The organism is Streptomyces sp. NPDC002868 (genome assembly GCF_055563295.1).
Genome location: NZ_JBVHDR010000006.1, coordinates 288,879 through 311,050 on the forward strand (window position 1 = coordinate 288,879; position 22,172 = coordinate 311,050).

The following is a 22,172-nucleotide window of genomic DNA, read 5'->3' on the forward strand; positions in this document are numbered from 1 at the left end:
CCTCCCCCACAATGGGAGACCCCAGCACGAAAGGCGGGTGACCCGCACATGGCCGTATGGGACGACGTCGTCGGCCAAGAGCGCGTCCAGGCGCAGCTTTCCGCCGCCGCGCGGGACGCAGACCTCCGCGTCACCGCCGAAGCCCGCGGTGAGCGGTCCTCCGACGCGTCGAAGATGACCCACGCCTGGCTGTTCACCGGCCCCCCCGGCTCCGGGCGTTCCACCGCCGCGCGGGCCTTCGCCGCCGCGTTGCAGTGCGTCAGCCCCGACCGCGCCCTCGGCGGGGAGCCCGGCTGCGGGTTCTGCGACGGCTGTCACACCGCCCTCGTCGGTACGCACGCCGACGTCGACGTGATCCGTACGGACCTGCTGTCCATCGGCGTCAAGGAGACCCGCGAGCTCGTCCGCCGCGCCCAGCTCTCCCCGGCCGGCCGCCGCTGGCAGGTGATCATCCTGGAGGACGCCGACCGCCTCACCGAGGGGGCGGGGAATGTTCTGCTCAAGGCCGTCGAGGAGCCCGCTCCCCGCACCGTGTGGCTGCTCTGCGCGCCGTCCTTGGAGGACGTGCTGCCCACGATCCGTTCCCGCTGCCGGCACCTCACTCTCCGTACGCCGCCCGTCGCCGCCGTCGCCGACGTACTGATCAGGCGCGACGGCATCGAGCCCGACGTCGCCGCGGCCGCCGCCCGAGCCACCCAGGGGCATATCGGCCGGGCCCGCCGCCTGGCCACCGACGAGCGGGCCCGCGCCCGCCGGGCCACCGTGCTCAAGCTGCCGCTGCGCGTCGAGGACATCGGCGGCTGCCTCAAGGCCGCCCAGGAGCTGATCGACGCCGCGGCCGAGGACGCCAAGCAGGTCGCTGAAGAGGTCGACGTCAAGGAGACCGAGGACCTCAAGGTGGCTCTCGGCGCGGGGGCCGGCGGGCGGATGCCGCGGGGGACCGCCGGGGCGATGAAGGAGCTGGAGGACAGGCAGAAGCGCCGCAAGACGCGTTCGCAGCGGGACAGCCTGGACCTGGCGCTCACCGATCTGACCGGCTTCTACCGCGATGTGCTCGCGCTCCAGATGGGCTCCGAGGTCGCGCTCGCCAATGACGATGTACGGGACGCACTCGACCGGATCGCCCGCGCATCGACTCCCGAGGGCACCCTGCGCCGGATAGAGGCGGTGGTCGCCTGCCGCCAGGCACTGGACAGCAATGTGGCGCCGCTGCTGGCAGTCGAGGCGATGGCGGTGGCACTGCGCGCCGGGTGACGGGCGAGGCGGGTGCCCGGCCGCGGGCGGGGAGCAACCGGCGTGGCCGCGCTGCGGGCCGGCCGACAGGCGGCCGGCTTGCCGCGCGGGCTGACCCGGCGCGCCGGCTGACCCGCACCTGTCACGGACGCCGCCGTCCCATTGACCGGCTCACCCGTACGTGCGCCGAAAGGCATCACCGCTCAGCGCGCACTACGCTCCGGGGATGGACACCAGGCGCCTGTTCCGCACCTCCACCCTCGCGCTGGCCACGGCCGGTCTGCTGATCTCCGGCTGTACGGACGGGAGTTCGTCGCCGAGCGCCTCTGCGACCGCCTCCGCCGCGGGTGACAGCGGGTCCACCCCCGACGCCGCGCTCAAGCCGTATTACGCGCAGCAGCTGAAGTGGCGGCCCTGCGGCGTTCCGGGATTCGATTGCGCCACCATGAAGGCCCCGCTGGACTACGCCAAGCCCGACGGCGAGTCGATCAAACTGGCCGTCGCCCGCAAGAAGGCAACCGGCCCCGGCAAGCGCCTCGGCTCGCTGCTCGTCAACCCAGGTGGCCCGGGCGGCTCGGCCGTCGGCTACCTCCAGGGGTACGCGGGCGTCGGTTACCCCGCCCCCGTCCGCGCCCGGTACGACATGGTCGCCGTCGACCCGCGCGGCGTCGCCCGCAGTGAGCCCGTCGAATGCCTCAGCGGCAAGGAGATGGACGCGTACACGCAGGTCGACCTGACTCCCGACAACGCCGCTGAGACGACCCGGCTCACCACGTCGCTGAAGGATTTCGCGGCGGGCTGCAAGAAGCGTTCCGGCGAGGTCCTGCCCCATGTCTCCACGGTTGAGGCGGCCCGTGACATGGACATCCTGCGCGCCGTGCTGGGCGACAAGAAGCTGAATTACGTCGGAGCTTCGTACGGCACCTTCCTCGGCGCGACGTACGCCGAGCTCTTCCCCGACCGCGTCGGCCGCCTCGTCCTCGACGGCGCGATGGACCCGTCGCTGCCTTCCCGCCAGATGAACCGCGACCAGACCGCCGGCTTCGAGACCGCGTTCCAGTCCTTCGCCGCGGACTGCATCAAGCAGCAGGACTGCCCGCTCGGCACCACGTCCGCGGCCGACGCCTCCAAACGCCTGAAGGCCTTCTTCTCCGCGCTCGACGCCCAGCCCGTCCCGACCGGCGAGAGCCGCAAGCTCGGCGAGTCGCTGGCCACCACCGGAGTGATCGCCGCGATGTACGACGAGTCCGCCTGGCCCCAGCTCCGCGAGGCCCTCGCGAGCGCCATGGACGGCGACGGCGCGCCTCTCCTCGCGCTGGCCGACAGCTACTACGAGCGCGAGGGCGACGGCTCGTACGCGAACCTGATGTACGCCAACGCCGCCGTGAACTGCCTCGATCTGCCGCCTGCCTTCACCGCCCCGGCGGCCGTGAAGTCCGCGCTCCCCGAGTTCGAGAAGGCGTCCCCGGTCTTCGGCAGGGGCTTCGCCTGGGCCTCGCTGAACTGCGGGTACTGGCCCACCCCCGCCACCGGCGCGCCGCACCGGATCGAGGCGAAGGGCGCGGCCCCGATCGTGGTCGTCGGCACCACCCGGGACCCGGCCACCCCCTACAAGTGGTCGCGGGGACTGGCCGAGCAGCTCTCCTCCGGGACCCTGCTGACGTACGAAGGCGACGGCCACACGGCGTACGGGCGCGGCAGTGACTGCATCGACACGGCGATCAACACCTACCTGCTGGAAGGCACGGTTCCGCCGGAGAACAAGCGCTGCCGCTGAGCACAGGCCCGCAGGCCCGCAGGCCCGCAGGCCCGTAAGCCGCTGGTGGGCGCCGGGCCCGCCCGTGCTCGGCGTCCTTGAACTCGGGCAACAGCCACCCCGACGGGGCGTATGTCGACGGGGGTGCGGGGTGCCCCGGACTGGTTCGGGGCACCCTGAACAACCCTGTAGACTTGGCGCCGCTGCTGATGCGAACGTGTCCTCGCGAGGACGGGTATATCCGCAGCTTGCCGCCTTAGCTCAGATGGCCAGAGCAACGCACTCGTAATGCGTAGGTCTCGGGTTCGAATCCCGAAGGCGGCTCTGTAGAAGCCCCAGGACTCACTCGCCGTGACCTGGGGCTTTTGCTTTTAGCGGATGCGGCGGCGGCGCCGTGCACGGGCTGCGCGGCGGTCCTCGGTCTCAGTTTTGGTCTCAGTTGCGGGTTCCGGGCCAGGCATGAAGTGGTCTCCCATGCGGCGCATCGCGTCCTTGGAGAGGTGTGATCTTCCCTTCACGTACCGGCGGGTCTGGCTGATCTGGGTGTGCCGGAGGATCTCCATGATGGTCGGCATGTCCACCCCGAGTTCGTTGAGGATGGTGCCGGCGGTGTGGCGACTGCCGTCGTAGAGGCGGCGGTCGTCGATGCCCGCTTCCGCCAGTAGTTCTTTGAACTCTTCCCAGTCCGCGCGAGGATCCAGGGGGCGCCCGTCCGGTCGGCTGAAGACCACTTCGTGTTCCTGCCATGCGTCGCCCGCTACGGCGCGCATTTCCTCTTGCTGGGCTTTGTGCTCGTGCAGGTACGGGATGAATGGGGGCGGGATGGGCACGGCATTCGTGCTCTTCTTGGTCTTGGGACGGGTGAAGACCAGGCCTCCGCCCTTGCGCTCGGGGCACGCGCTCGCGTGCTTCGTGCACTCGTTGGGGCACGGCTTGGGGCATCCGCGCTTGTAGTTCCTGTGCGTCTTGCAGTCCGGTGGACACGGTTCGAAACGGTGGAGCCGCTCGCCGCAGGCATGGGGGTCCTTGCAACCGTGGCGCCACGTGAGGCGTTGAAGCTGCCACTGGGGGTGGAACAGCTCGTTTTCGAAGTCCACGTACGACCACCGCAAGCCGAGCGTCTCGCCCTGCCGAAAGCCCATCCCCACACCGACGCACCACCGCATGAAGGTGGGCCGCTTCGCTGCGGCTTCCAGAAATGCCTTGGCCTCTTCCTTCGTGAACGGGTTCGCCTCCGTCTCGTCGACCGTCGGCGGGTCCACGAGCGTGGCCACGTTCTCGCTGATGATCCTGCGACGGTGGGCGATTTTCAGGGCGCGCGACAGGATGCGGTGAACCTTGAGTACATGGGACGGCGCGTGCCCCTCGTCGAGCATGACGCGGTACATCCGCTCAAGGTGCTCCGGCTGGAGTTTGTCGAGCCGGTGCTTGCCGATGCCGGGAATGATGTCGTTGCGGGTCTTGGACCAGTAGTCGTCCAGGGAGCGCGGCTTGAGCTTCAGGCTCGCAATGTTGGTCAGGTACGTGGTCATCCACTGCTCTACGGTCGGCTTGCGGCCGGCCTTGGGGGCGCGCCCCTTGTCCCGCAGCTTCTCCAACTCGCGAACTTTGCGGCGTACTTCAGGCTCGGTCTTGGCCCTGCGGTGGCGCCGGTCCGGGCTTCCGTCGTCCTTGACGCCCATCGTCACGCGGCCGTGCCACCAACCGTCATTGCCCTCGTAGACAGACGACTCCAGATTCGGATTGCGGGGGCTCATGTGTTCCTCCATGCGGGAGGCGGCCCCAGACGTATCGGTCTGGGGCCGCCTCAGGTGTTCGTGGGTCAGTTGGGCATCGGTTCGAGGGCGTTCACGTAGGCCTCAAGGTCGCTCCGACGGATGCGGCGGGAGCGGCCTCGCTTGACGTACTTCAGGACCCCTTCGGCCATCAGCTCGTAGACGGTTGATCGGCCGAATCGGAGGACCGTGGCGGCCTCCTCTGGGGTGTAGAGCAACTGCTCGGCGGGCGGTACGAGGGCGGTACTCATCGGGGCGTACCTCCGTGGCGGGACTGCTCGGAGCTCGAACTGAGATGGAGTGACATTGCTCTGAGTCGTGACTCATCGCGACTCAGAGCGGGTTGGCTGGGTGTTGAGTCGCGATGAGTCACGACTCAGGCAGATGTGGTTCGGACAGGTTGAGGGCGATCCCGTTGTAGGTGGCCACTTGCTGGCCGTAGGCGTCGCGGGGTCGGGTGCGGTTGAGTTGGGGGATGACGGAGAGCAGGTTGCGGCCAAACACCTGCTTCGTGCCGGCGCGGACGCCGTTGTCTTCGGCCCACTCGCGCCAGACCGTCCACAGGGCGTCCACGGGCACGCTGCACGTGGGTCCGGTGGTGCAGCGTTCGCGGACGAACGCGCTGGTGGGTGAGGCCGTGTCCCGCATGGTGGTGACCGCTTCACGGCTGGACTTTGGTTCTGTGATCCGGCCTGTGCGCTGGAGACGGGCCAGCCCGTCGAGAGCCCAGTTGAGGATGCCGGGCATCTCGGCGGTGAGCCGGTCGGTGAGGGTGGGGTCTTCCTTGCCCAGCCACGACAACCGCATGCTGAGCAGCACGAAACGGTTGGCGATGACCCCGGAGGAGTCGCCGAAGTGCGGCAGCTCGTTGGACAGGATCATCAGCCGGGAGGGCAGCTTGCCGGTCCACTGCTCGCGGTACTTGCGGTCGACGTCGATGGTGTCGTCACCCGAGATGGTCAGCAGCCGCTCCACCACCTGACTGTTGTCGTTGCCGGACAGCCGTGCGTCGGAGATGATCGCCAGCGATTTGCCGACCAGAGTCGACAACCCGAAGTTCGTGCCCAGCCCGGCCAGCGTCGGGCCGGCAAGGTTCTCCTTACCGACCAGCGCTTTCAACACCCGCGCGATGGTGCCCTTGCCCGAGCGGGAGGGGCCCACGATGAGCAGGATCTTCTGTAGGTCGGTGCGGCCGGACAGGACGTAGCCGAACCACTCCTGTAGTGCGGTGATGGCGTCGGTGTCGTCGGGCCAGACTTGCGACAGGAAGTGTTCCCATGTCGGCGCCGTGGCGGTGGGGTTGTAGGCGAAGGGGACGGACACGAGGTTGAAGAAGCCGGGCGTGTGGGGCAGCAGCGCGCGGTCCCGGATCCTCAGCAGCCCGTTCTTGCACGCCACGATCGGACCGTCGTCCTGTTCGCCCTCGCCCTCGTTGTCGAGCCAGGTGGGGGCATCGGTGTCGGTGGACAGCAGGGTGATGGCTCCGAGTGCGTCAAGCAGGTTGCTGATCTTCTGCTTCGTCGGTGCCCACTCCCGCAGCTCCGGCTGTCCGTCCTTGCCAGGGGTGCTGTAGCAGGCGTGTTCCAGGCGCGTGTACATGGCCGCGCGCACCTGTGCTTCGTCCAGCTCCCGCCAACTCGTTCCGGTCCAGCGCATCCAGGAGGCGCGCCAGCGCCGGCGGACGAGCTGTCCGACCTCGGTCTGCCAGTCCGGCAGCAGGCGGCGGGCTACGGCCAACGGGTTGGACGGTGCGGGCAGTTCCTTCATGCCGGTCACGCGGCGGTCCTCCCTTCCCGGGAAGTACGGAGCGAGCATTCGTCGCGGTGGGCGGTGTGCGCGTCGATCAGAGCGAGCACCCGGGGGCGGCCAACGGCGGTGCGGTCCCGGCCGCACAGGCACTTCGACGTGGCGGTCGGCACCGCGCCGTACGGTGCGGTGATGCGGAGCCACGCGACGGGATAACGGCCGTCCCCCTGCTGCCGGTCAGAACTAAAGGCAGATAGGACGCCCTTGCGGGCGACGTCCTTCATGCCGCACGCCCTGAGGCCGTCTCAAGGCCGTTGGTGACGGCGCGGCGGGCGTAGTCCTCCGGGACGCCCACCAAGACGGCGGCGGCCACGATCTCCTCCCCGATCAGGTCCAGTCCGCACGGTCCGGGGCATCCGGCGTGCTGGACGGCCAGGAAGCGAGCAGCCCCGAACGCCTGTGATCCGGCCCCCGATTCGGTGCGCTCCCGCACCAGGGCAAGGCCGCGTTCGAGGCCGGTACGCACGAACCGCTCGGTGTGGCGGCACCCGGTGGCCACGCTCCGGTCCCACGTGGCGCCGCCGGGGACGGAAGACACCACCCTCCCCGGCGGCGGGGTGGTGTCTTCCTTCACGACCAGGGCGCGGACGGCCGGCGGCAGTGCGGTCATGCGGCCGGTGCCGGGTCCCAGCCAGCGGGCGTAGGACATGAGCGACTTGACGTCGACACCGGGCCGGACCGCGTTGTGCGACCGCATGGCGCCCTGGTAGATCCAGTGCTGCCCGCGCGTCGTCGGCACGATCCGGGTGGCGGGCAGGGTGGCACGGGCCCATACGACGGCCGCCGCGTTGTCGAGGTCGACGACGGTCAGTCCGGCGCCGCCGGGGTGGTAGCCGACACAGACGGCCTGACGCCATGCCGCCGCCCACGCGCGGGAGGTGATCACCCTCGGGTCGGTGGTGGCGGCGGCCCATGCGTGGCAGACGCCCGCGCAACGGCAGGTGCCCGCGCTCTTCATGTTCGGCCGTCCACCGCAGGCGTTCTTGGCGCACGCGCGGCAGTTCCCGAACGGCCCCTTGCCGTCCCGCAAGGGCAGTACCGGCACGTTGGCCGTGGCCAGGTGCAGCGCGGTGTGCAGCAGGTAGTTCACGGTGCTCATGCCGCCTCCCTCAGCGTCGCTGTGGTGGCGAGGTAGGCGCGGCCGTGCCTCCAACCGCGCACCTTGCCCCGATGCGTGGGGTGGGTCGGCTGAGCGGCAGTCCACCGGCCGAGTTCGAAGTAGCGGTGCATGAGCACGCCGAGCCCGAACTGTTCCCCGCACAGCCGGATGTCCTTGCGGACCTCCGAACCGGCCACGTTCTCGATCACGTACGGGCGGCCGGTGGCTTCCAGGGCGGCGCGGGTCGGTGCGATGAGCCGGGGGTAGGTGCGGCCGATCACCGCGTTGCGGGACGCGTTGGTGCCCTTGGTGGGTGCACCCTCGCCCTGGCAGGGCGGTGAGGCGTGGATGAAGTCGAATTCGTGGCCGTGGGCGCGGATGAACTTGATGGCGTCGCCCCGGTGGAAGGCATCGCCGCAGTAGTCCGGCTGAGCCTGAATGTCGACGCCGGTGACGTGCCATCCGAGGGACTGGTAGCCACGCGTGGCGCCGCCGATGCAGCAGAACGCGTCCAGAACACGGATCGCGTCCAGCAGGCGCGTCCCTAAGGCGCGCTCTCGCCGGATGTCGGTGGGGTGGGTCATGCTGGAGACCTCCACAGATCTGTTGGGATCGGGTGGACAAGGGCGGCCCCGGTTTCATTGGCGTGAGAGGGGGCCGCCCTTGGCATAGCTACTGGTTCTTGGCCCACAGGGCGTATTCCTGGCGGACGTAGCCGCGCGGGTCGGCGATGCCCTCGACGTGGTCGATGTCGAGCAGGCGGCGGGCCGCATCGGTGGCGACCTCGCATGCATCGGCGAACACCTCCCCGGCCTCGTCCCCGAGGGCGATGCGGTCCAGGACCGCGGCCCTGCGGAGCCAGAACTCCCGCCCGAGCAGGGCACCGGTTGGACGCCCAACGGCGTGGTAGGCGGTCCATCCAAGCTCGCTGGTGATGCACGGGGCGGTGGCGTATGCCTCTTCCGGCGTCGTCCACGTCTGCGGCTGCGGCAGCGACCGGTGATCGGCGGTGACGTACAGCCGCTGCATGTCCGTGTACCGGGAGGGCAGGCGGCGCACGGCGCCGGTGTCGAAGATGCCGTTCAGCGCGGTGGTGATGCGGTCGGTGTCGGCGGGGTCGCAGATGATGCGGATCTCGAACATTCTCAGTCCTCCGGCGGGCGGTTGATGGTGGGGAGTTCGGGCAGGCCCGCACTCTCAAGGGCCTTGGGGTCGAAGCCGGGCAGGGCGGCGCGGGTGATGAGGGCGGTGGCGAGGGATTCGGCGTAGGCGGCCCCCGATCGAGCAACCTCGATCTGTGCCCCGGCGCGCAGCGCTTCCACGCGCTCGACGTGCGCGTGTTCCTCGCGTTTCGCGCTGATGTGCCGGTTGTGGGCGACGCTCTCGCGGCGGTCGGTGCGCCAATAGCGGGCCGCAGTGCCGTAAGCGACGGCGGTGGCCAGCACCCAGAGCAGCAGCGGCAACGGGAGACCGTCGGCGTATCCGGCGACCCCGGCGAGGGCGAGCCCGCCGGAGGCGGCAAACGCGGTTCCGGCGATGACGCTGTCCCCGGCGCGTCCGGCGGAGGCGAAAGCGCCGGCCGTCGCGGCTCCGGTGGCGAGAACGACCATCAACGCGGCGTTGCCGACGGAGTGTTCAGCGCCGTTGGCGTTCCAGATCCGGCCGAGGATGAGCACCGTGGAGGTGGCCAGTGCGGGTGCCGCTTTGGGGGCGGCGATGGTGAGCCAGTGGCGGGCGACGATGGGTTGGTTCATCGCACGCTCCTCTACAGGTCGCCGATGGCGTTGACGACGGCGGTGGTCAGTTCGTTCATCGGCCCCGACGCGCCTGTGGAGGCGAGGTAGAAGCCGAACATCATGGCGACGAACGCGGAGCCGTAGCCGAGGGTCTTGGAGCGCAGCAGGAAGAACAGCACGAGTCCGAACAGGGCGACGAGCGAGACGGTGATGGCCATCGGTGTTCCCTTCGGGTCGGGTGGTCAGCAGGTCTCGAAGCGGTGGCGCATCTCGGCAGCATGCCGCAGCAGGTCCTGGTACGTGGCCGTGCTCTTGCCCCATCGCGGGGCGTCTGCGGGGGCTGGGAAGTCCAAGGCCTCGTCGTGGACGACGATGACGTTGGGGGTGGGCTGGTCGGGGTTGTGGTCCATGGCGGGTCTCCCTGGGTCAGCGGGTGCCGTCCTGGTAGAGGCGGGCGGCGACGTTGTAGAGGTGGCGGCCGATGCGTATGCGCTTGCGGTCGCCTCGGCAGCGGCGGCAGGTCTTGCCGGGCTTGAGGTTTCCGCGGCGGTCTTTCTTGAGCGCGTAGCCGAAGCCCTTGCACTTGCGGCAGTCGCCGAATGGCGAAGCGGCACACAGACTGACGTAACCGAGAGTGACGACGAGGAGGCAGGCGCTAGCAAGGAGGAGTAGCGTCATGGGGTGCCTTCCAGGCGGGTTTCCGGGGTTTCCGCAGGTGGGGTGCTAGGTGCGAGGTTGCTGATCAGACCCGGTATGGGGTGCTAGTGGAGGTGCTAGACCTAGCAGCGGTGGCTGCTAGGTCTAGCACCAGTACGCGTCAGCTCCCGGACTACTTTCCGTCACGTTCAGTGATGACCTTGGTGATGTCGGCGGGGACGATGCCGCGCCGCGTGGTGCCCTTGCCGCGGTCGGTGGTGCCCCAGACGTCCTGGGCGGTGATGCCTTGCGGGCCGAGGTTCTTGGCGACGGTCTCGGCCTTCCACCCTGCGTAGATTTCAGGGCGCAGGGTCGCGAGGCGGGTGGCGACCTTCTCGTTCCACACCTTGTCCTCGTCCGCCGGCACGACGCGCAGGATGTCGGCGAGCAGATCGAAGGTGGCCTCCCCACTCTCGGGCTGCTGACCAATCGCGTGGCCGGTGAGGTTGCCGTACTCCTCGCGCATCTTCCGGGCCCGGACCACGACCCGTTCGGCCGCGACCGCGTCCACGAACGCCGAGGCGACGATGCGCGGGTCGTCCCCTTCGCCGGACATCCAGCAGATGCCCAGGTCGGAGCGGCTGAACATGGTGGCGCGGATGCCAGCCTTGTAGGCGCCGGTGCCGAGAACCATGTCGTTGGCCTGGTGGCCCATGACCTTCAGGCAGAACCGCAGCACCGCGTTCGCGGAGATACCGGGCGGCAGGGACTTGGCGTCCGGGCGCTGCGTGGCGAACATGCCGACGATGCCGAGCGCCGGTCCTCGCTTGGTGATGTCCGTGCAGATGGCTTCGATCTCGGCCCCGTGCTTCTCGTGCTCGAACAGCACCTGGCACTCGTCGATGCCCATCGCGATCGGGTGCAGCCCATACCGCTTGTCGCTGGCCAGCTGCGGCGTCACCTTCGACTCGGGGCAGATCGAGCGGGGCAGCGACTTGATGACCTTTGCCCGGCGCCGCAGTTCTTCCTTCAGCTCCCGCAGCGCGTGCAGGATGTACTCGATGTCCTCGTCTTCCTCGCCTGCCCGGTAGCGGTGGCAGATCGGCTCCAGGGCGCCGAGGTCGCCGGTGCCCTTCAGGTCGAACGCGTACAGCTGCGCCCGCGGGTCGAGCCCGGCGATGAGCAGCAGCAGCCTGAGCAGGAACGTCTTGCCCATGCGGGGAATGGAGCCGATGACGATGGCCGCGAACATCAGGGTCACGGTCATGTCCCGCATGCGCTGGTCATTGCCGAACACGACCGGCTTGAACAGGTCCACCTGCCCGTCCTTCAGCAGCGGCCACGGCGGCTTGGTCGTCTCGTTCATCGGCCGGTCGCCCACCCACAAGACCATGCGCCCCTCGTGCTCGTCCGGGTCGGGCGCCGGCCACACACAGCCCACCTTGCGCCGCAGCCCTGAAGCCAGCGCTTGGCGGGCCTCCATGACGTCGTCGGGCACGACACCCCAGGGCAGGTCCACGTCGGCGCGGTAGCCGGGCCCGTCGCGGGTGATCTCGGAGGTGAACCGCATGCCGTTCATGTCGCCGCCCTTCTTGATGGCGGCCGACAGCTTCGCGTTGCCGATGTTGTCCAGCGCGCGCAGCACGATCGGACCGGTGAGCTTCTGCAGCTCGGTCTTCAGCACCGCCGGGCCGATCACCGGCTGATCCTGCGGAGCACCCCAGAACCCCGCCACCAGCACAGCGGCCGACGCGAACACCGCGAGCCAGCCCGGGGCCATCACATACACGGTCAGCGCGAATGCGGCGCCGAACACGATGCCGACCGTGGCGACCAGGACCCGCAGCCGCACCCGCCCATCCCGCTGCCGCGACAGCTTCAGGTACTCGGCCGTGTTCTCCTGCTGCACCTCATAGGCGCGCAGCGGCGCACCCTCCGCGTCCCACACCCACCGGCCGGTCTCCCGCACCAGACGGGCCATGCCGCGCGGGGCGAGCAGACCAAGCTGCAACGCATACCAGGGAGTTCGGATGCCGTGATACGCCGTGGCGTACGCGGCGTTCCCGGCCGCGCGCTGCACCGTGGTAACGAACCCGAACTTCGAGGTCAGCCAACTCGGCACGATCGGCCGGCGCTTGTAGGTGGTGACCCCGGGAGACGGCAGCGTCGGTGAATCCACCGGCCGCGCCACGGGCGTCTCGTCGTCGTCCATGGGCCAGTCGAACTGCCCGCCCGACTCGGCACCCGACTGCTTCGGGGTCGGGTCGGGCGACTCGCTCGTCTCGGGGTCGGCCGACTTGCTGCGGGCGGATCGTGCCTTGTCGAGATCGACCACATCCGCCCCGGAGTCGGCTGCGGGGTCGGTGGCCATGTCGGCTTCGAGTCGGTTGAACAGTTCGCTTTCGTCGTCGTGATTCACTGAACGTCCCTCCCTGGGACACGGGGTTGGAAGGGGCCCGGACAGCGCTTTGGACGGCAGGCGTCCGGGCCCCCACTTGGCGAGTCGTACGGGTCATGCGGCGCGCTGTTCCTCGGGGTAGGCGCAGGGGATGCACATGCCGAGCGAGGTGGGGATGCAGTAACCCGCGTCGCCCTTGTGGACGGGGCACCAGCGGCGGGCGGCCATCGCCTTGGCGAGCGCGGCCCGCTTCGCACGCGTCATCGGCCGCACGGGCTTGGCCCGGTCGATGCGGTACAGGTAGGCCACCAGCACCCCGGCCTTACAGCCGCGGGCCCGGCGCATCACCTGCGCGGCGACCGGCTGGTCGCCAGGCCGTAACCCGCGATCTCGGAGCTGACGGCGGGTGGCGTATCCGTCCGGGGCGAACCGCCACGGGTAGGTAGGGACCCCGTACGTGGTGCCCTTCGGGTCGTAGCAATTGCCGGACGTCGGGGACATCAGTCAGCCGCCTCGTCTTCGGCCCGCCAAGCGGCCTCCCGCTGCTCCAAGCGGTGCAGCACAGCCTGTTCGCCCTCGTAGTCGCGGTCCTCCCGGGCCTGCGCTGCGAGCTGCCGATACGACAGTTGGACCTCGCCGCGCTTGGCTTCGACGGCGGGCCTCTCCAGCGCGGTGACGCGCTTCTTCAGCAGCGTTGAGTTCGACGCGCATCTGCTCGACTTCAGAGGCCGCGGTGACATTGCCGATCATGCCGCCACCGCCTGCGCGGGCTGCAGCTCGGGAACCGGCAGCGGGCCGTAGCCGTGGACCTCAATCCACACCCCACCCCACTCCGTCGCCGCTGTCAGCGAGGCCGCCATGGACAGCAGCTGGTGCTTCACGTCCTCGGGGCGAATACCCAGGACCTCGCGCCACGCCTCGAAGTCGGCCAGCCCGTCGTGCACGCTGATCACGACCGCCGGACGGAACTCATCGCCCTCGTAGACGGTCTTGACCGCCATGTCCGTGGCCGGGAGGTGACCGAACACCTTGGCCAGGTCGCCAAGGGTGTGGATCGCGGGCTCCAGTCGGTGCAGACTCTCAGCGCTCATGCTGCTGCTCCCTCTCCTTCTTTGTCGGTGTCGCGCTGGTCGGTGTCGCTCTGGCCGGTGGTGGGCGGTCCGGGCCGGAAGCGGGCCGCCTCGGCACGCTCCGCCTTGAGCGCGTCGCGCAGCATCCGTGCGTTGGCCTGCGAGGTATGAACGGCCTTGCGGATCGCGTCCGCGTTCAGGTCCGCATCGGCCCAGCCGGCCGTGATGGTGCGTGCGTCGGAGAGCAGTTCCTCCGGCGTGCGGGCCGCCTTCGACTTGGCCGACCGGTGCGGGGCCCGCGGCTTGCGCTCCCGATCCTTGGCCGGTGCCGGGTTGGCGGGCGGGGGCTTGGGCAGCGGCTCCTCATCGGGAGTGCCGCCGGGGGTGAGGTCGCCCATCTTGAGCAGGACCCGGGTGCGGTGCGGGGTGTGTCGCCGCCACTGGCGGCCGTGCTCCTGGCGGAGCTCCGCGCGGGCCAACTGCCGCCGCTGCTCGCGTGCCAGGGCTTCGCTGTAGGAGGTGATCTCCCACAGCGTCATGCGCCGCCACAGCGCGAACGTGGACAGCGGTGCGAGCAGCCAGCGGGAGCGGCGGATCTTTTCCATCCGCGTCCCGGTCGCAGCTCCGATGCGGACGGCGTAGATGTGGGCGGCGATCTCGGAGAACACGACCCACAGCAGAGGCATCGTGCCGTGCGCCAGCTTGGCCGACATGCCGTGTCCGGCCGCGATGTTGAGCCAGCACGTCACGCCGGTCAGGATCCATGGCACGAACCGCACCCAGGCGAGCGGCATGTTCATCCGGATCAACAGCAGGTTGGCCACGGTGAATGCGGGGATCGCCGCGTCGATGCCGACGGGCAGCATCCACGGCTCCCCGAATCCCCACCGCACCGCAGCGGACGACACGGCGTCGAAGGAGGACGCCAGACCGAGTGCCCCGACCCCGGCAGCGGCCAGCGCGCCGAAGCCCATCAGTCCCATCTCGCTCCGCTTCAGCGGCGGGGCCTCTTCGCCAGTGCTCACGGCGTGCTCCCTTCCGAGACGGTGTGGTGGGTGCCGCGTCGTCCGGCCCGGCGGCCGTTGACCGTGGGGCGAACCGGGGCGAGCCGTTCGGTCAGGAAGCGGCCACCGCCGTTGCGCTTGGCGGTGTACATGGCTTCATCCGCCCGGCGCAGCAGCCCGGAGAAATCGGTGCCGCTCGCCTCGCAGCGGACCGCGCCAATCGACGCGCCGACCGCGAGCGTGCGGCCGTGGTGATGAACGGGCTGCCGGAGAGCGTGGTTCAGCTCGTCCAGCATCCACACCAGCTCAGCCTGGCTGCGGACCTTGGTGACGGCGGCGAACTCATCCCCGCCCAACCGCGCTGCCACGCCATCGTTCAGCCGGGCCCATGCGGTGAGCCGCTCACCCGTGGCGCGGAGCACCGCATCACCAGCGGCGTGCCCGTGCGTGTCGTTGATCTCCTTGAACCGGTCCAGGTCGATCAGGTAGACGGCACTACGACCATCGGCCACCGCCCGAGTGGCGCGCTCGGTGAACGCGTCCCGAGTCACGAGACCGGTCAGCGGATCACGCCGCGCCGCCTCGATCCGGCGGCTCATCCACAGACTGTGCACAGACCAACCGGCCGCCAGCGGCAGGGATGCGGCCAGTGCCGTCATCGTGTGGCTCATGACCCGCCCCCCGCACGGCGCTGCATGGGGGCCAGCATCTCCGCCTCGACCTGAGCAAGCGGCGTACCCGGCACATAGACGAAGTGCGGAAGTCTCGAACGGCCCGAAGTCCGCGCTGCCCTGGCAGTCCGTGACGTGCAGACCCTCGACCAGGGGGAGCGGCGTGTCCTCGTCCAGGGTCCAGCGCCACCCGGCCCAGTCCGCCACACGGTCCGCCAGCGGAGCCGAGTAGGAGGCCATCCGGCGCGGCGCGTGAACGAGGACGTACAAGACGGGGCGCGCGATCCAGTCGCGGATAGCCATCACGCCACCGCCTTGAGGGACTTGCGGTTCTTGGCTTTGGCCGGGCGGGACAGCGGGATGACGTTCAGCAGACCCGGCGCGTGGGCCTCGATCGCCTCCACAGCGATCCGGGTGACGGTGTCGTACAGGCCGGGGTCGTCGGCGAGGATGTCGCGGGCCGCGTCCAGCCGCGCCGCCCGTTCCATCTCGCTCTCGCCCTCCACACCCAGCCACAGATCCAGCGGGGTGCCGAGCGCGAGCTCAACGAACTCTGTGGCGGTAACAGCCACATGACCAGCAACGATGTTCTTCATGGGTCGTACTCCTCTCAGGGCGGAACGGCCCAAACCAGCGGCCCCGGTGTTCGAGCACCGGGGCCGCGCGCCGTTGGAGACCAGGGGATGTCCGGCTCCCCTCAGCCCCGCCCGTACGAGACGGGCGGAGGAGGCAACCGGCCGCAGCCCAGTCGGGCGCTGCGGAAGTTGAGGCAGTGCGTGTCTCCTTCATCGCGACCGCGCTCCCGTGTGAGGTAGAGCTGTCCGGCCTCGAAGTAGGCGTATGGAGACGTGACCTTTCGGTCTAAGCCCTCCGGTTAATGCCAAGGCGCCGGGTCGCCTCCCCCCGTCCACCGCGGGGCTCCTGGTCGTGCGGTCTTGCAGGTCAAGCACTTGCGGACACAACAGGTGAAGCCCCTTCGGGCTCGCCGTGCTGATGCGTAACAGCATGTACTAGCACGTACCATGGCGCAAGAGGGTGGCACAGACTCGTGCTAGGTCGTACTAGGGGTGGGTACGCTCGATTGCGTGATGAGCGCTGAAATCTCTAAAGACGACCCCAGGCCGGAGTCTGAGCAGGCGGCCGACATCCTGCGGCACGAGATCTTGAGTGGTGACATCAAGCCCGGAGCCCATGTGGGCTCCGTGCGGGACTTGGCCACGCGCTTCAAGATCTCGGGAATGACCGTGCAGCGAGCCCTTGCGATCCTGCGCGAGGATGGGCTCATCATGACCACGTCGCGCGGCAGCTACGCCCGCGACCCGGAGCAAGCCACCGAGGGTAGCGAAGCCGACGTAGGTGTCGACCTTCCTGAAGTCCTGCGCCAGCTCGAACATCTCACCTCCCAAGTCTCGGAACTTCGCGGCAGGCTCGAAGCGCTCGAAAGCCGCTCCGTGCCGGGTGGTGCGTGATCTGCAACCAGCATGCAAGGAACGGGAGTTGAGAGGTAAGTGACAGCCAGGGGACGGCAGAGCGGAGCAGGGGACATGTCCGGTGACACCCCTCTGTCACCTTCCCTGTCCCCCTGGCTCGCGGGTGAGACTCGGAGTAGGCACTCGGAGGAGGGCACATGACCGACGACAGGCCCGCATGGGCGCGGCGCATTGCTGCCGAGCGATCGGCACGTGACTGGTCGCAGCGTGAGGCAGTCAGGGCGTTGCGGGCGCACGCTCCCACGGAGCTGCCCGCCGAAGACAGCATGATTCGCCAGTGGAAGCGCTGGGAGTCAGGCCAGATGCCGAACGACTTCTATCAACCGATCATTGCTGCCGTCTTCGGCACCGTGACGCATGCGCTCTTCCCAGCCCCCTCGCGCCGGGATGGACACAAGGAGATCTTGGCAGCGAGCGGCATGGAGACGCTGGAGATCGTAAGCCGTCTGAACCGGTCCGACGTCGACAACGCCACGCTTGATGCCCTGCGGATCACGACGGACCGGCTCTCCTCGGAGTACCCGTTCATGCCGAGTGCACAGCTCCTCATCGAGGGGCGCCAGTGGCTTCGCCGCGTCGTCGACCTCCACACGAAAAGCCTCACGCTCGCACAGCACCGCGAAGTACTCGCCCTGTCCGGCTGGCTCGCTCTACTGGTCGGTTGTGTCGAGTACGACACGGGTGACCGTCACGCGGCTGAGTCGACACGCCGCGCCGCCCTCTGTCTCGCCACCGAGGCTGAGCACGCAGAGGTGGCCGGGTGGGCGCACGAGATGCGGGCATGGTTCGCGCTCACGACCGGCGACTATCGCGGCGTCATCGCGGCAGCGCAGGCCGGAGCGGACACAGCGCAGCACCACGGTGTGGCAGTGCAGCTTGCCGCACAAGAAGCCAAGGCGTGGGCGCGACTGGGGGACCGCCGGCAGGTTGAGGTAGCCCTCGACAAGGGGCGGCGGATGCTCGAAGCAATGCCGCACCCCGAGAACCTGGACAACCACTTTGTGGTGGACCCCGCCAAGTTCGACTTCTACGCGATGGACTGCTACCGCCTGGTCGGTGAGGACAAGCTTGCGCGCACGCTCGCCGAAGAAGTGCTGAGGGCCGGAACGGACTTCGACGGAACCGAGCGCTCGCCGATGCGCATCGCGGAAGCCCGCGTAACACTGGGCGTCACGGCGGCACGTGAAGGCGACTTGGAGCAGGCACTCATCATGGGAGAGCGCGCTCTCGAAGGCGACCGTCAGTCGGTGCCGTCGCTCATCATGACCAGCCGCGAACTCGCTGCCGAGATGCGTCGCCGGTACAGCTCCGAACCAGCGGCACAGGACTACCTTGCACGGCTCCACACGCTCGCCGAGCAGAAGCCCGGCTTCATGCCTCGGTGATCCGCCACAACGGCCGCGACCTGCTCGAATCCGCATCCGGCACGCGACCGCCGGGGCGCCAAACAGGGGGCCAAACGAGGCAGCCGCACCAAGACCGTCCCGGACAGTAATGGACAGTGCCGGAAGCGAATGAGCAGGTCAGTGACCAGCGACAGAAGGTCACGAGGGGGTCTGATCGCGTTCGGGACGGAGGGGTCGTGAGAAAGGTCAGCACTCTCCAGGTGGACGCAAATCAGGTGTGCCTGCCAAGTGAAGGATGAGACACCAGTGCCTGTCCCAGCGCCCATCGCACCGCATTGAGGCCCCGGCGCGGTAGGACTTTCTCTACTTCATCAAGGCACCCGGCGTCGCTCACGCTCCGCCGGGCGCGCGGCCCGCGTCCGGCCCGCCCACGCTCCTGCCTCCGTCCCGCTCGGCGCGCCGGCCGCCGCCGCGCGCCCACGGAGGTAGGCCGAGGGGCATGAGGTGAAAACCGCGGTGGCTGGGGCAGGCGCCGACACGATCTTTAGCCACCTCCCCGGTCCGGAACCCGACGTCGAGCAAGACCAGGGGGCCCATCGGGCTTGTTGGGGGCAGGCAGGAGCCTAACGTCGCGTCTCCAAATGCTAGTTGGGGTCGCGCTTCCTGGCGAGGGGCTTGACGGCCATCGAGGCTCCTGGCAGGTCGGATAACGGTGAGAGATCTGACTCGTGGAGCCTTGATGTCCTGTCGTCGTGTCACCGCGGCGGGAGCGAACTCCAGAGTCGGGCAGCGGATCGCGGCGGCGCGGGTGGCGGCTGGGATCCGGCTGGAGGCTTTGGACGAGTTCGTCACCCCGCAGGCGGTTCAGGAAGCCATCAGTTCATGCGGCCGGCAGGAGAAACGCTGGTGCGCGTGCCTGCCGGCCAGCGCAGTGGTCTATTTCGTGCTGGCGATGTGCCTTCACTTCAGCGAGGGCTACGCGGAGATCCTGCGCAAGCTGACCGACGGCCTGCGTGACGCGGTCCACGCGCGAGCCCTGCAGGTGGCAGGGACCTCCGTCGTTAGGGGACAAGCCTGCCCGAGTAGCTGGCAAGCGTACGGCCCCCTGGCCATGCTCGACCCCAGCCCGGGCAGGCCACCGGCCAAAGATCGCGCCAACGCCCCGCGGTACGTGCCCCGGGCAGTTCGGAACGGGAGGGGGCGCATTCCGCAATCCGCGCGAGGTCGGAAAGTGCGGCGGGTGCATGTCGTGCTGATCGATGGGACTTTGGTGATTGCCGCAGGTACCGATGCGAACTCGCGCATTTCTGCTGGTCATCGCCGTGTTCTCACAGCAATTGAGGCGTCAATCACGCGCATTAGGGTTATAAGTGGACAAAACGGGTGCCGCTCGCTACGGTCGAACTGCAGGCGCCACAAGTGCAGGAGTAGTCCAATTCCGCACGCAGGGAAGTTGGCGTCACAAGCCGGAATCCACCGGCCCTCATGGTTGCCCAGCGCATCGCGGTGTAGATACCGCTCCCTGGATCGCAACCGCACACGGGATGTGTCCTGGACCAGGTCAAGGCACCAGTGCGCGTACCGACTCGAAGAAAGAGGATAGCTATGCGCGCGAAGCGAATCATCGCGGTCGTGGCGAGCCCCCTCGCCGCAGCAGCACTGGCCTTCTCGCCGGCGCTGATGACGCAGGCGGTAGCCGACACCACCCAAGCGCCAGCGGTGTCCGCCCCACAGGCCCCCAACGCCAAGAGCCCGGCGGAGCAGGGCAAGACAGACGGGAAGAAGGTTGGGACGACGGACGGCAGGAACTGCCAGCATAGGGCGTCCTACAATCCCGGAGCAAAGAAGGTGTTGTTCACGAAGTCGGAATTCACGAAGTACAAGGCCGCCTACAATACGGCGTATGAAAAGGCCTTCGACATTGCCTTCGACGAAGACGCTTGCGAGGACGACGAGTAGCGTTCATCGCCCGCAAGGGTGGGGCATCTGTCGCCCGGTGGGGCCACCCACCCTTGCGTGCTTGCCCTCCGGAGCCGTGTCCCCACGTCGGTGGCATCATGCATGAAGGCCCCTACAGGTTGCCGTGACGGCAGTCTCTGACGGCAACGCCAGCACACTGAAGCGGTCTTGAGCGCCTTCCGGGGCTCTCACCGTGCCGTGCCATGGGCTTGCTACCCAGGTGGGCCGTTCAGTTGGTCGAACTCCTAAAGTGGTGGTCAGCCAGCACCACATCCGAGGAGGAGGCTCTACCAGAGCAAGGGCCGACAGCGGTGAGTGTCTAACTGCGTGACAACCGCGACGGACAGCGCCGAACAAGCGCGGACACTGGCGGATCATCACCACAGGTCAGCGACACGCTTGCCCCTGTTCAAGCCCCCATCCGAGTTGCTTCGGGACGAAGCGGTCGTGGTCTCAATTGTGGTCTCAACAGCCGCCCGTTCCAGGGCGATCCGCTGACGTCCACGGAAGTCCGGCAGCCTCTCTGACCAGGCACGTGAGCCCCACAGTGGACGCCGGTGGATGCCCCCAGAGCAAGATCGGACAACTCGTAATGCGTAGGTCTCGGGTTCGAATCCCGAAGGCGGCTCCATTAAACCCCAGGTCGGATAGTCGCTGACCTGGGGTTTTCTGTTGCTCGGGGCATGGTGGGGCACGTGGCCGGGGTGCCGTGACGTGGCTTGCGTGAGCGATGCGTGAGCGGAGCGCCGCCGGGACCCCTACGTCTCGGACTTCCGGCGCTTGGCCTTCCTTTTGGCCTTGGCCTGGGCGTTGCCTTTGCCGTTCTTCTTGGCCCTGGCCTTCTTGGCGGCCTTCGCAGCCTTACGGGCCGCCTTCTCTGCCTCGGCCTTGCGCTGAAACGGGACCAACTTGGCGAAGTCGTCAACAGAAACCCGGATGCCCGGGGGTTTCACGTCGTGAAGAGGCGCTGGGCGGTCGAGCGGAGTATCGGTTGGATCATGATGCACCGCCGTCTTGCCCGCGACTCTGTCGTGACCGGTACGCCGCCGTCGAGTTGCCCGTAGGACGCCGTGCGGAAGGCGGAAGCGAGTCGTGTTGAAAGTGGCATGGGCGGGTTGTCACAGTGTCCGCGATGCTCTGTGACACCTCGGGGCCTACCTCCGGTGGAGTGACGGCACGCCTGGTGGTGAAGGTGAAGAGGATCTGAGGCCTGCTCAGATCGCCGGTGAAGCCATCGGGGAGCGAGTTACGGCTGAGATGAGAATGTCGCGGGGTACCCGCTCTGCTGCGGCGAGAGCGCGACCCACGGGGTAGGCGTGGGCGCCGGTCGGGAGGCTTCCGCGGCGACCGCTGAGTACCACGTCGATGGAGCCCATCGTGCTGCGAGAGTTCGTGGCTCTACCCAATCGTCGCAGCGTTTGACGGGCGACTGCCTCCGCGGTGTCGTACAGAGTGATTCCACTGGGCAGGCTACGTAGGATCTCTGGCACAACTAGAGGGTAGTGCGTGCATCCCAGCACCACGGAGTCGCAGCCTTGGGGGGTTCGCTCGGCCGCGTCGGCGATGGCTGCCGTTGCTGCGGCCATGTCGCCGTGGTCGATCGCCTCCGCCAGACCGGGGCATGCGACACGCGCCACGGGTCGGCCGTTCGCGTGGTCCGCGATTAGGCGCTCCTGGTATTTACTCGACGTGGTCCGGACGGTTGCCCACACGGCGATGCTTTGGCCAACTGCTGCGGCCGACTTCACGGCGGGCACGGTTCCGATCACGGGTACGCGCGGCTCGTACCTCTCGCGCAGAGCGTCGATCGCGGTGACGGTGGCGGTGTTGCAGGGGACCACGATGGCCCCCGCGCCTCGCTCGATGGCGAACTGAGCGGCGGTCAACAGACGGTCCGTGACGAGGGAGGCCTTCTTCGACCCCCAGGGAGCGCCGTCGGGATCGAGAAGCAACAGCAGGTCGAGTTCCGGGGCCAGGTGCCGAAGCCAGCCCGTAGTGGAAAGGAGGCCAAACCCTGAGTCGATCAACGCCACCGTCATGGGGCCAAGTTATCAGCCAGGCCGGAGGCGAGGACGCGCTGGTCGGCCGGGGTAACAGGGCATCACTGGCTGCTCGAGCGGGAGCTGAAAAAGCTCCCGCTCGAGATCGCAAAGGTGGGCCGACAGGCCCGCGATGTCGACGTGCAGGCGCTCC

General features: G+C 68.5%; 26 protein-coding genes, 1 tRNA gene and 1 pseudogene. 8 read left to right on the forward strand and 20 right to left on the reverse strand.

The features are described from left to right. The first annotated feature begins 48 nt into the window (after nucleotides 1–48). The 3 genes from ACZ3H8_RS20555 to ACZ3H8_RS20565 all read left to right on the forward strand — a co-directional run bounded on the left by ACZ3H8_RS20555 (nucleotide 49) and on the right by ACZ3H8_RS20565 (nucleotide 3,313). Entirely contained in the window at nucleotides 49–1,254 is a 1,206-nt protein-coding gene (locus ACZ3H8_RS20555) for a DNA polymerase III subunit delta' (protein WP_467403777.1), read from the forward strand. Nucleotides 1,255–1,459: 205 nt separating this feature from the next. Further along, the gene (locus tag ACZ3H8_RS20560; protein WP_467403779.1) at nucleotides 1,460–3,010 is read left to right on the forward strand and encodes an alpha/beta hydrolase; all 1,551 of its coding nucleotides are present in this window, start codon (nucleotides 1,460–1,462) and stop codon (nucleotides 3,008–3,010) included. Between the two features lie 229 nt (nucleotides 3,011–3,239). Beyond that, nucleotides 3,240–3,313, forward strand: a tRNA-Thr gene (locus ACZ3H8_RS20565). Nucleotides 3,314–3,360: 47 nt separating this feature from the next. Here ACZ3H8_RS20565 and ACZ3H8_RS20570 read toward each other — a convergent pair. The 18 genes from ACZ3H8_RS20570 to ACZ3H8_RS20655 all read right to left on the reverse strand — a co-directional run bounded on the left by ACZ3H8_RS20570 (nucleotide 3,361) and on the right by ACZ3H8_RS20655 (nucleotide 15,780). After that, on the reverse strand, nucleotides 3,361–4,746 hold the full coding sequence (locus ACZ3H8_RS20570; RefSeq protein WP_467403781.1) for a tyrosine-type recombinase/integrase: 1,386 nt from the start codon (nucleotides 4,744–4,746) through the stop codon (nucleotides 3,361–3,363). Nucleotides 4,747–4,811: 65 nt separating this feature from the next. After that, a complete protein-coding gene (locus ACZ3H8_RS20575) occupies nucleotides 4,812–5,015 on the reverse strand; it encodes a helix-turn-helix domain-containing protein (RefSeq protein WP_467403784.1) in 204 nt (67 codons plus the stop codon). 118 nt (nucleotides 5,016–5,133) lie between these two features. Then, complete coding sequence (locus tag ACZ3H8_RS20580; protein WP_467404086.1) at nucleotides 5,134–6,531, reverse strand: DNA primase family protein; 1,398 nt, start codon at nucleotides 6,529–6,531, stop codon at nucleotides 5,134–5,136. Nucleotides 6,532–6,536: 5 nt separating this feature from the next. Next, nucleotides 6,537–6,794: a hypothetical protein gene (locus tag ACZ3H8_RS20585; RefSeq protein ID WP_467403785.1), complete on the reverse strand. Its 258-nt coding sequence runs from the start codon at nucleotides 6,792–6,794 to the stop codon at nucleotides 6,537–6,539. Then, a complete protein-coding gene (locus ACZ3H8_RS20590; protein ID WP_467403787.1) occupies nucleotides 6,791–7,669 on the reverse strand; it encodes a bifunctional DNA primase/polymerase in 879 nt (292 codons plus the stop codon). Before ACZ3H8_RS20590 ends, ACZ3H8_RS20585 begins: the two co-directional genes overlap by 4 nt. Further along, the gene (locus ACZ3H8_RS20595) at nucleotides 7,666–8,253 is read right to left on the reverse strand and encodes a DNA cytosine methyltransferase (protein WP_467403790.1); all 588 of its coding nucleotides are present in this window, start codon (nucleotides 8,251–8,253) and stop codon (nucleotides 7,666–7,668) included. The genes ACZ3H8_RS20590 and ACZ3H8_RS20595 overlap by 4 nt, the downstream gene beginning before the upstream one ends. 88 nt (nucleotides 8,254–8,341) lie before the next feature. Further along, nucleotides 8,342–8,812, reverse strand: a complete 471-nt coding sequence (locus ACZ3H8_RS20600; protein ID WP_467403792.1) for a hypothetical protein — start codon at nucleotides 8,810–8,812, stop codon at nucleotides 8,342–8,344. A 2-nt stretch (nucleotides 8,813–8,814) separates the two neighbouring features. Next, nucleotides 8,815–9,423 (reverse strand): hypothetical protein, encoded by a 609-nt coding sequence (locus ACZ3H8_RS20605; RefSeq protein ID WP_467403793.1) that lies wholly within the window; start codon nucleotides 9,421–9,423, stop codon nucleotides 8,815–8,817. Nucleotides 9,424–9,434: 11 nt separating this feature from the next. Beyond that, nucleotides 9,435–9,623: a hypothetical protein gene (locus ACZ3H8_RS20610; RefSeq protein ID WP_467403796.1), complete on the reverse strand. Its 189-nt coding sequence runs from the start codon at nucleotides 9,621–9,623 to the stop codon at nucleotides 9,435–9,437. Nucleotides 9,624–9,647: 24 nt separating this feature from the next. Then, nucleotides 9,648–9,815 (reverse strand): hypothetical protein, encoded by a 168-nt coding sequence (locus ACZ3H8_RS20615; RefSeq protein ID WP_467403799.1) that lies wholly within the window; start codon nucleotides 9,813–9,815, stop codon nucleotides 9,648–9,650. A 16-nt stretch (nucleotides 9,816–9,831) separates the two neighbouring features. Next, nucleotides 9,832–10,083, reverse strand: a complete 252-nt coding sequence (locus tag ACZ3H8_RS20620; RefSeq protein WP_467403800.1) for a hypothetical protein — start codon at nucleotides 10,081–10,083, stop codon at nucleotides 9,832–9,834. A gap of 151 nt (nucleotides 10,084–10,234) precedes the next feature. Then, the gene (locus ACZ3H8_RS20625) at nucleotides 10,235–12,460 is read right to left on the reverse strand and encodes a cell division protein FtsK (RefSeq protein ID WP_467403802.1); all 2,226 of its coding nucleotides are present in this window, start codon (nucleotides 12,458–12,460) and stop codon (nucleotides 10,235–10,237) included. Between the two features lie 93 nt (nucleotides 12,461–12,553). Beyond that, nucleotides 12,554–12,940 carry an RRQRL motif-containing zinc-binding protein gene (locus ACZ3H8_RS20630; RefSeq protein ID WP_467403805.1) on the reverse strand — a complete coding sequence of 129 codons (387 nt, stop codon included), beginning with the start codon at nucleotides 12,938–12,940 and terminating at the stop codon, nucleotides 12,554–12,556. After that, entirely contained in the window at nucleotides 12,940–13,179 is a 240-nt protein-coding gene (locus ACZ3H8_RS20635; protein ID WP_467403806.1) for a hypothetical protein, read from the reverse strand. The genes ACZ3H8_RS20630 and ACZ3H8_RS20635 overlap by 1 nt, the downstream gene beginning before the upstream one ends. A 6-nt stretch (nucleotides 13,180–13,185) precedes the next feature. Further along, nucleotides 13,186–13,530, reverse strand: a complete 345-nt coding sequence (locus ACZ3H8_RS20640) for a hypothetical protein (RefSeq protein WP_467403807.1) — start codon at nucleotides 13,528–13,530, stop codon at nucleotides 13,186–13,188. Further along, entirely contained in the window at nucleotides 13,527–14,492 is a 966-nt protein-coding gene (locus ACZ3H8_RS20645) for a DUF2637 domain-containing protein (RefSeq protein WP_467404089.1), read from the reverse strand. The genes ACZ3H8_RS20640 and ACZ3H8_RS20645 overlap by 4 nt, the downstream gene beginning before the upstream one ends. 38 nt (nucleotides 14,493–14,530) lie before the next feature. Beyond that, the gene (locus ACZ3H8_RS20650) at nucleotides 14,531–15,184 is read right to left on the reverse strand and encodes a GGDEF domain-containing protein (protein ID WP_467403810.1); all 654 of its coding nucleotides are present in this window, start codon (nucleotides 15,182–15,184) and stop codon (nucleotides 14,531–14,533) included. A gap of 302 nt (nucleotides 15,185–15,486) precedes the next feature. After that, nucleotides 15,487–15,780 carry a hypothetical protein gene (locus ACZ3H8_RS20655; protein ID WP_467403812.1) on the reverse strand — a complete coding sequence of 98 codons (294 nt, stop codon included), beginning with the start codon at nucleotides 15,778–15,780 and terminating at the stop codon, nucleotides 15,487–15,489. Between the two features lie 492 nt (nucleotides 15,781–16,272). Here ACZ3H8_RS20655 and ACZ3H8_RS20660 point away from each other — a divergent pair, with 492 nt between their 5' ends. The 4 genes from ACZ3H8_RS20660 to ACZ3H8_RS20675 all read left to right on the forward strand — a co-directional run bounded on the left by ACZ3H8_RS20660 (nucleotide 16,273) and on the right by ACZ3H8_RS20675 (nucleotide 19,979). Further along, on the forward strand, nucleotides 16,273–16,653 hold the full coding sequence (locus ACZ3H8_RS20660) for a GntR family transcriptional regulator (protein ID WP_467403815.1): 381 nt from the start codon (nucleotides 16,273–16,275) through the stop codon (nucleotides 16,651–16,653). A 158-nt stretch (nucleotides 16,654–16,811) separates the two neighbouring features. After that, nucleotides 16,812–18,059: an XRE family transcriptional regulator gene (locus ACZ3H8_RS20665; protein WP_467403817.1), complete on the forward strand. Its 1,248-nt coding sequence runs from the start codon at nucleotides 16,812–16,814 to the stop codon at nucleotides 18,057–18,059. Between the two features lie 700 nt (nucleotides 18,060–18,759). Continuing rightward, nucleotides 18,760–19,623, forward strand: coding sequence for a transposase domain-containing protein (locus ACZ3H8_RS20670; RefSeq protein ID WP_467403819.1), 864 nt, complete (start codon nucleotides 18,760–18,762; stop codon nucleotides 19,621–19,623). A gap of 2 nt (nucleotides 19,624–19,625) precedes the next feature. After that, nucleotides 19,626–19,979 carry a hypothetical protein gene (locus tag ACZ3H8_RS20675; protein WP_467403821.1) on the forward strand — a complete coding sequence of 118 codons (354 nt, stop codon included), beginning with the start codon at nucleotides 19,626–19,628 and terminating at the stop codon, nucleotides 19,977–19,979. A 758-nt stretch (nucleotides 19,980–20,737) separates the two neighbouring features. On the opposite strand, the gene ACZ3H8_RS20680 is transcribed toward ACZ3H8_RS20675, so the two are convergent. Next, complete coding sequence (locus ACZ3H8_RS20680; protein ID WP_467404100.1) at nucleotides 20,738–20,932, reverse strand: hypothetical protein; 195 nt, start codon at nucleotides 20,930–20,932, stop codon at nucleotides 20,738–20,740. Between ACZ3H8_RS20680 and ACZ3H8_RS20685 the strand changes: the two are divergent. Then, nucleotides 20,894–21,004: pseudogene (locus tag ACZ3H8_RS20685) on the forward strand (IS5/IS1182 family transposase); the annotation flags it as partial. The gene ACZ3H8_RS20680 and the pseudogene ACZ3H8_RS20685 sit on opposite strands and share 39 nt — an antisense overlap. Before the next feature lie 189 nt (nucleotides 21,005–21,193). On the opposite strand, the gene ACZ3H8_RS20690 reads toward ACZ3H8_RS20685, so the two are convergent. After that, nucleotides 21,194–22,018: a glutamate racemase gene (locus ACZ3H8_RS20690; protein WP_467403823.1), complete on the reverse strand. Its 825-nt coding sequence runs from the start codon at nucleotides 22,016–22,018 to the stop codon at nucleotides 21,194–21,196. Between the last annotated feature and the right edge of the window lie 154 nt (nucleotides 22,019–22,172).

Excerpts from the sequence above, each read along its gene's own strand:
- ACZ3H8_RS20555 (WP_467403777.1), top strand. The coding sequence starts at position 49 with ATGGCCGTATGGGACGACGTCGTCGGCCAAGAGCGCGTCCAGGCGCAG.
- ACZ3H8_RS20560 (WP_467403779.1), top strand. The coding sequence starts at position 1,460 with ATGGACACCAGGCGCCTGTTCCGCACCTCCACCCTCGCGCTGGCCACG.
- ACZ3H8_RS20570 (WP_467403781.1), bottom strand. The coding sequence starts at position 4,746 with ATGAGCCCCCGCAATCCGAATCTGGAGTCGTCTGTCTACGAGGGCAAT.
- ACZ3H8_RS20575 (WP_467403784.1), bottom strand. The coding sequence starts at position 5,015 with ATGAGTACCGCCCTCGTACCGCCCGCCGAGCAGTTGCTCTACACCCCA.
- ACZ3H8_RS20580 (WP_467404086.1), bottom strand. The coding sequence starts at position 6,531 with ATGAAGGAACTGCCCGCACCGTCCAACCCGTTGGCCGTAGCCCGCCGC.
- ACZ3H8_RS20585 (WP_467403785.1), bottom strand. The coding sequence starts at position 6,794 with ATGAAGGACGTCGCCCGCAAGGGCGTCCTATCTGCCTTTAGTTCTGAC.
- ACZ3H8_RS20590 (WP_467403787.1), bottom strand. The coding sequence starts at position 7,669 with ATGAGCACCGTGAACTACCTGCTGCACACCGCGCTGCACCTGGCCACG.
- ACZ3H8_RS20595 (WP_467403790.1), bottom strand. The coding sequence starts at position 8,253 with ATGACCCACCCCACCGACATCCGGCGAGAGCGCGCCTTAGGGACGCGC.
- ACZ3H8_RS20600 (WP_467403792.1), bottom strand. The coding sequence starts at position 8,812 with ATGTTCGAGATCCGCATCATCTGCGACCCCGCCGACACCGACCGCATC.
- ACZ3H8_RS20605 (WP_467403793.1), bottom strand. The coding sequence starts at position 9,423 with ATGAACCAACCCATCGTCGCCCGCCACTGGCTCACCATCGCCGCCCCC.
- ACZ3H8_RS20610 (WP_467403796.1), bottom strand. The coding sequence starts at position 9,623 with ATGGCCATCACCGTCTCGCTCGTCGCCCTGTTCGGACTCGTGCTGTTC.
- ACZ3H8_RS20615 (WP_467403799.1), bottom strand. The coding sequence starts at position 9,815 with ATGGACCACAACCCCGACCAGCCCACCCCCAACGTCATCGTCGTCCAC.
- ACZ3H8_RS20620 (WP_467403800.1), bottom strand. The coding sequence starts at position 10,083 with ATGACGCTACTCCTCCTTGCTAGCGCCTGCCTCCTCGTCGTCACTCTC.
- ACZ3H8_RS20630 (WP_467403805.1), bottom strand. The coding sequence starts at position 12,940 with ATGTCCCCGACGTCCGGCAATTGCTACGACCCGAAGGGCACCACGTAC.
- ACZ3H8_RS20635 (WP_467403806.1), bottom strand. The coding sequence starts at position 13,179 with ATGTCACCGCGGCCTCTGAAGTCGAGCAGATGCGCGTCGAACTCAACG.
- ACZ3H8_RS20640 (WP_467403807.1), bottom strand. The coding sequence starts at position 13,530 with ATGAGCGCTGAGAGTCTGCACCGACTGGAGCCCGCGATCCACACCCTT.
- ACZ3H8_RS20645 (WP_467404089.1), bottom strand. The coding sequence starts at position 14,492 with ATGGGACTGATGGGCTTCGGCGCGCTGGCCGCTGCCGGGGTCGGGGCA.
- ACZ3H8_RS20650 (WP_467403810.1), bottom strand. The coding sequence starts at position 15,184 with ATGAGCCACACGATGACGGCACTGGCCGCATCCCTGCCGCTGGCGGCC.
- ACZ3H8_RS20655 (WP_467403812.1), bottom strand. The coding sequence starts at position 15,780 with ATGAAGAACATCGTTGCTGGTCATGTGGCTGTTACCGCCACAGAGTTC.
- ACZ3H8_RS20660 (WP_467403815.1), top strand. The coding sequence starts at position 16,273 with ATGAGCGCTGAAATCTCTAAAGACGACCCCAGGCCGGAGTCTGAGCAG.
- ACZ3H8_RS20665 (WP_467403817.1), top strand. The coding sequence starts at position 16,812 with ATGACCGACGACAGGCCCGCATGGGCGCGGCGCATTGCTGCCGAGCGA.
- ACZ3H8_RS20670 (WP_467403819.1), top strand. The coding sequence starts at position 18,760 with ATGTCCTGTCGTCGTGTCACCGCGGCGGGAGCGAACTCCAGAGTCGGG.
- ACZ3H8_RS20675 (WP_467403821.1), top strand. The coding sequence starts at position 19,626 with ATGCGCGCGAAGCGAATCATCGCGGTCGTGGCGAGCCCCCTCGCCGCA.
- ACZ3H8_RS20690 (WP_467403823.1), bottom strand. The coding sequence starts at position 22,018 with ATGACGGTGGCGTTGATCGACTCAGGGTTTGGCCTCCTTTCCACTACG.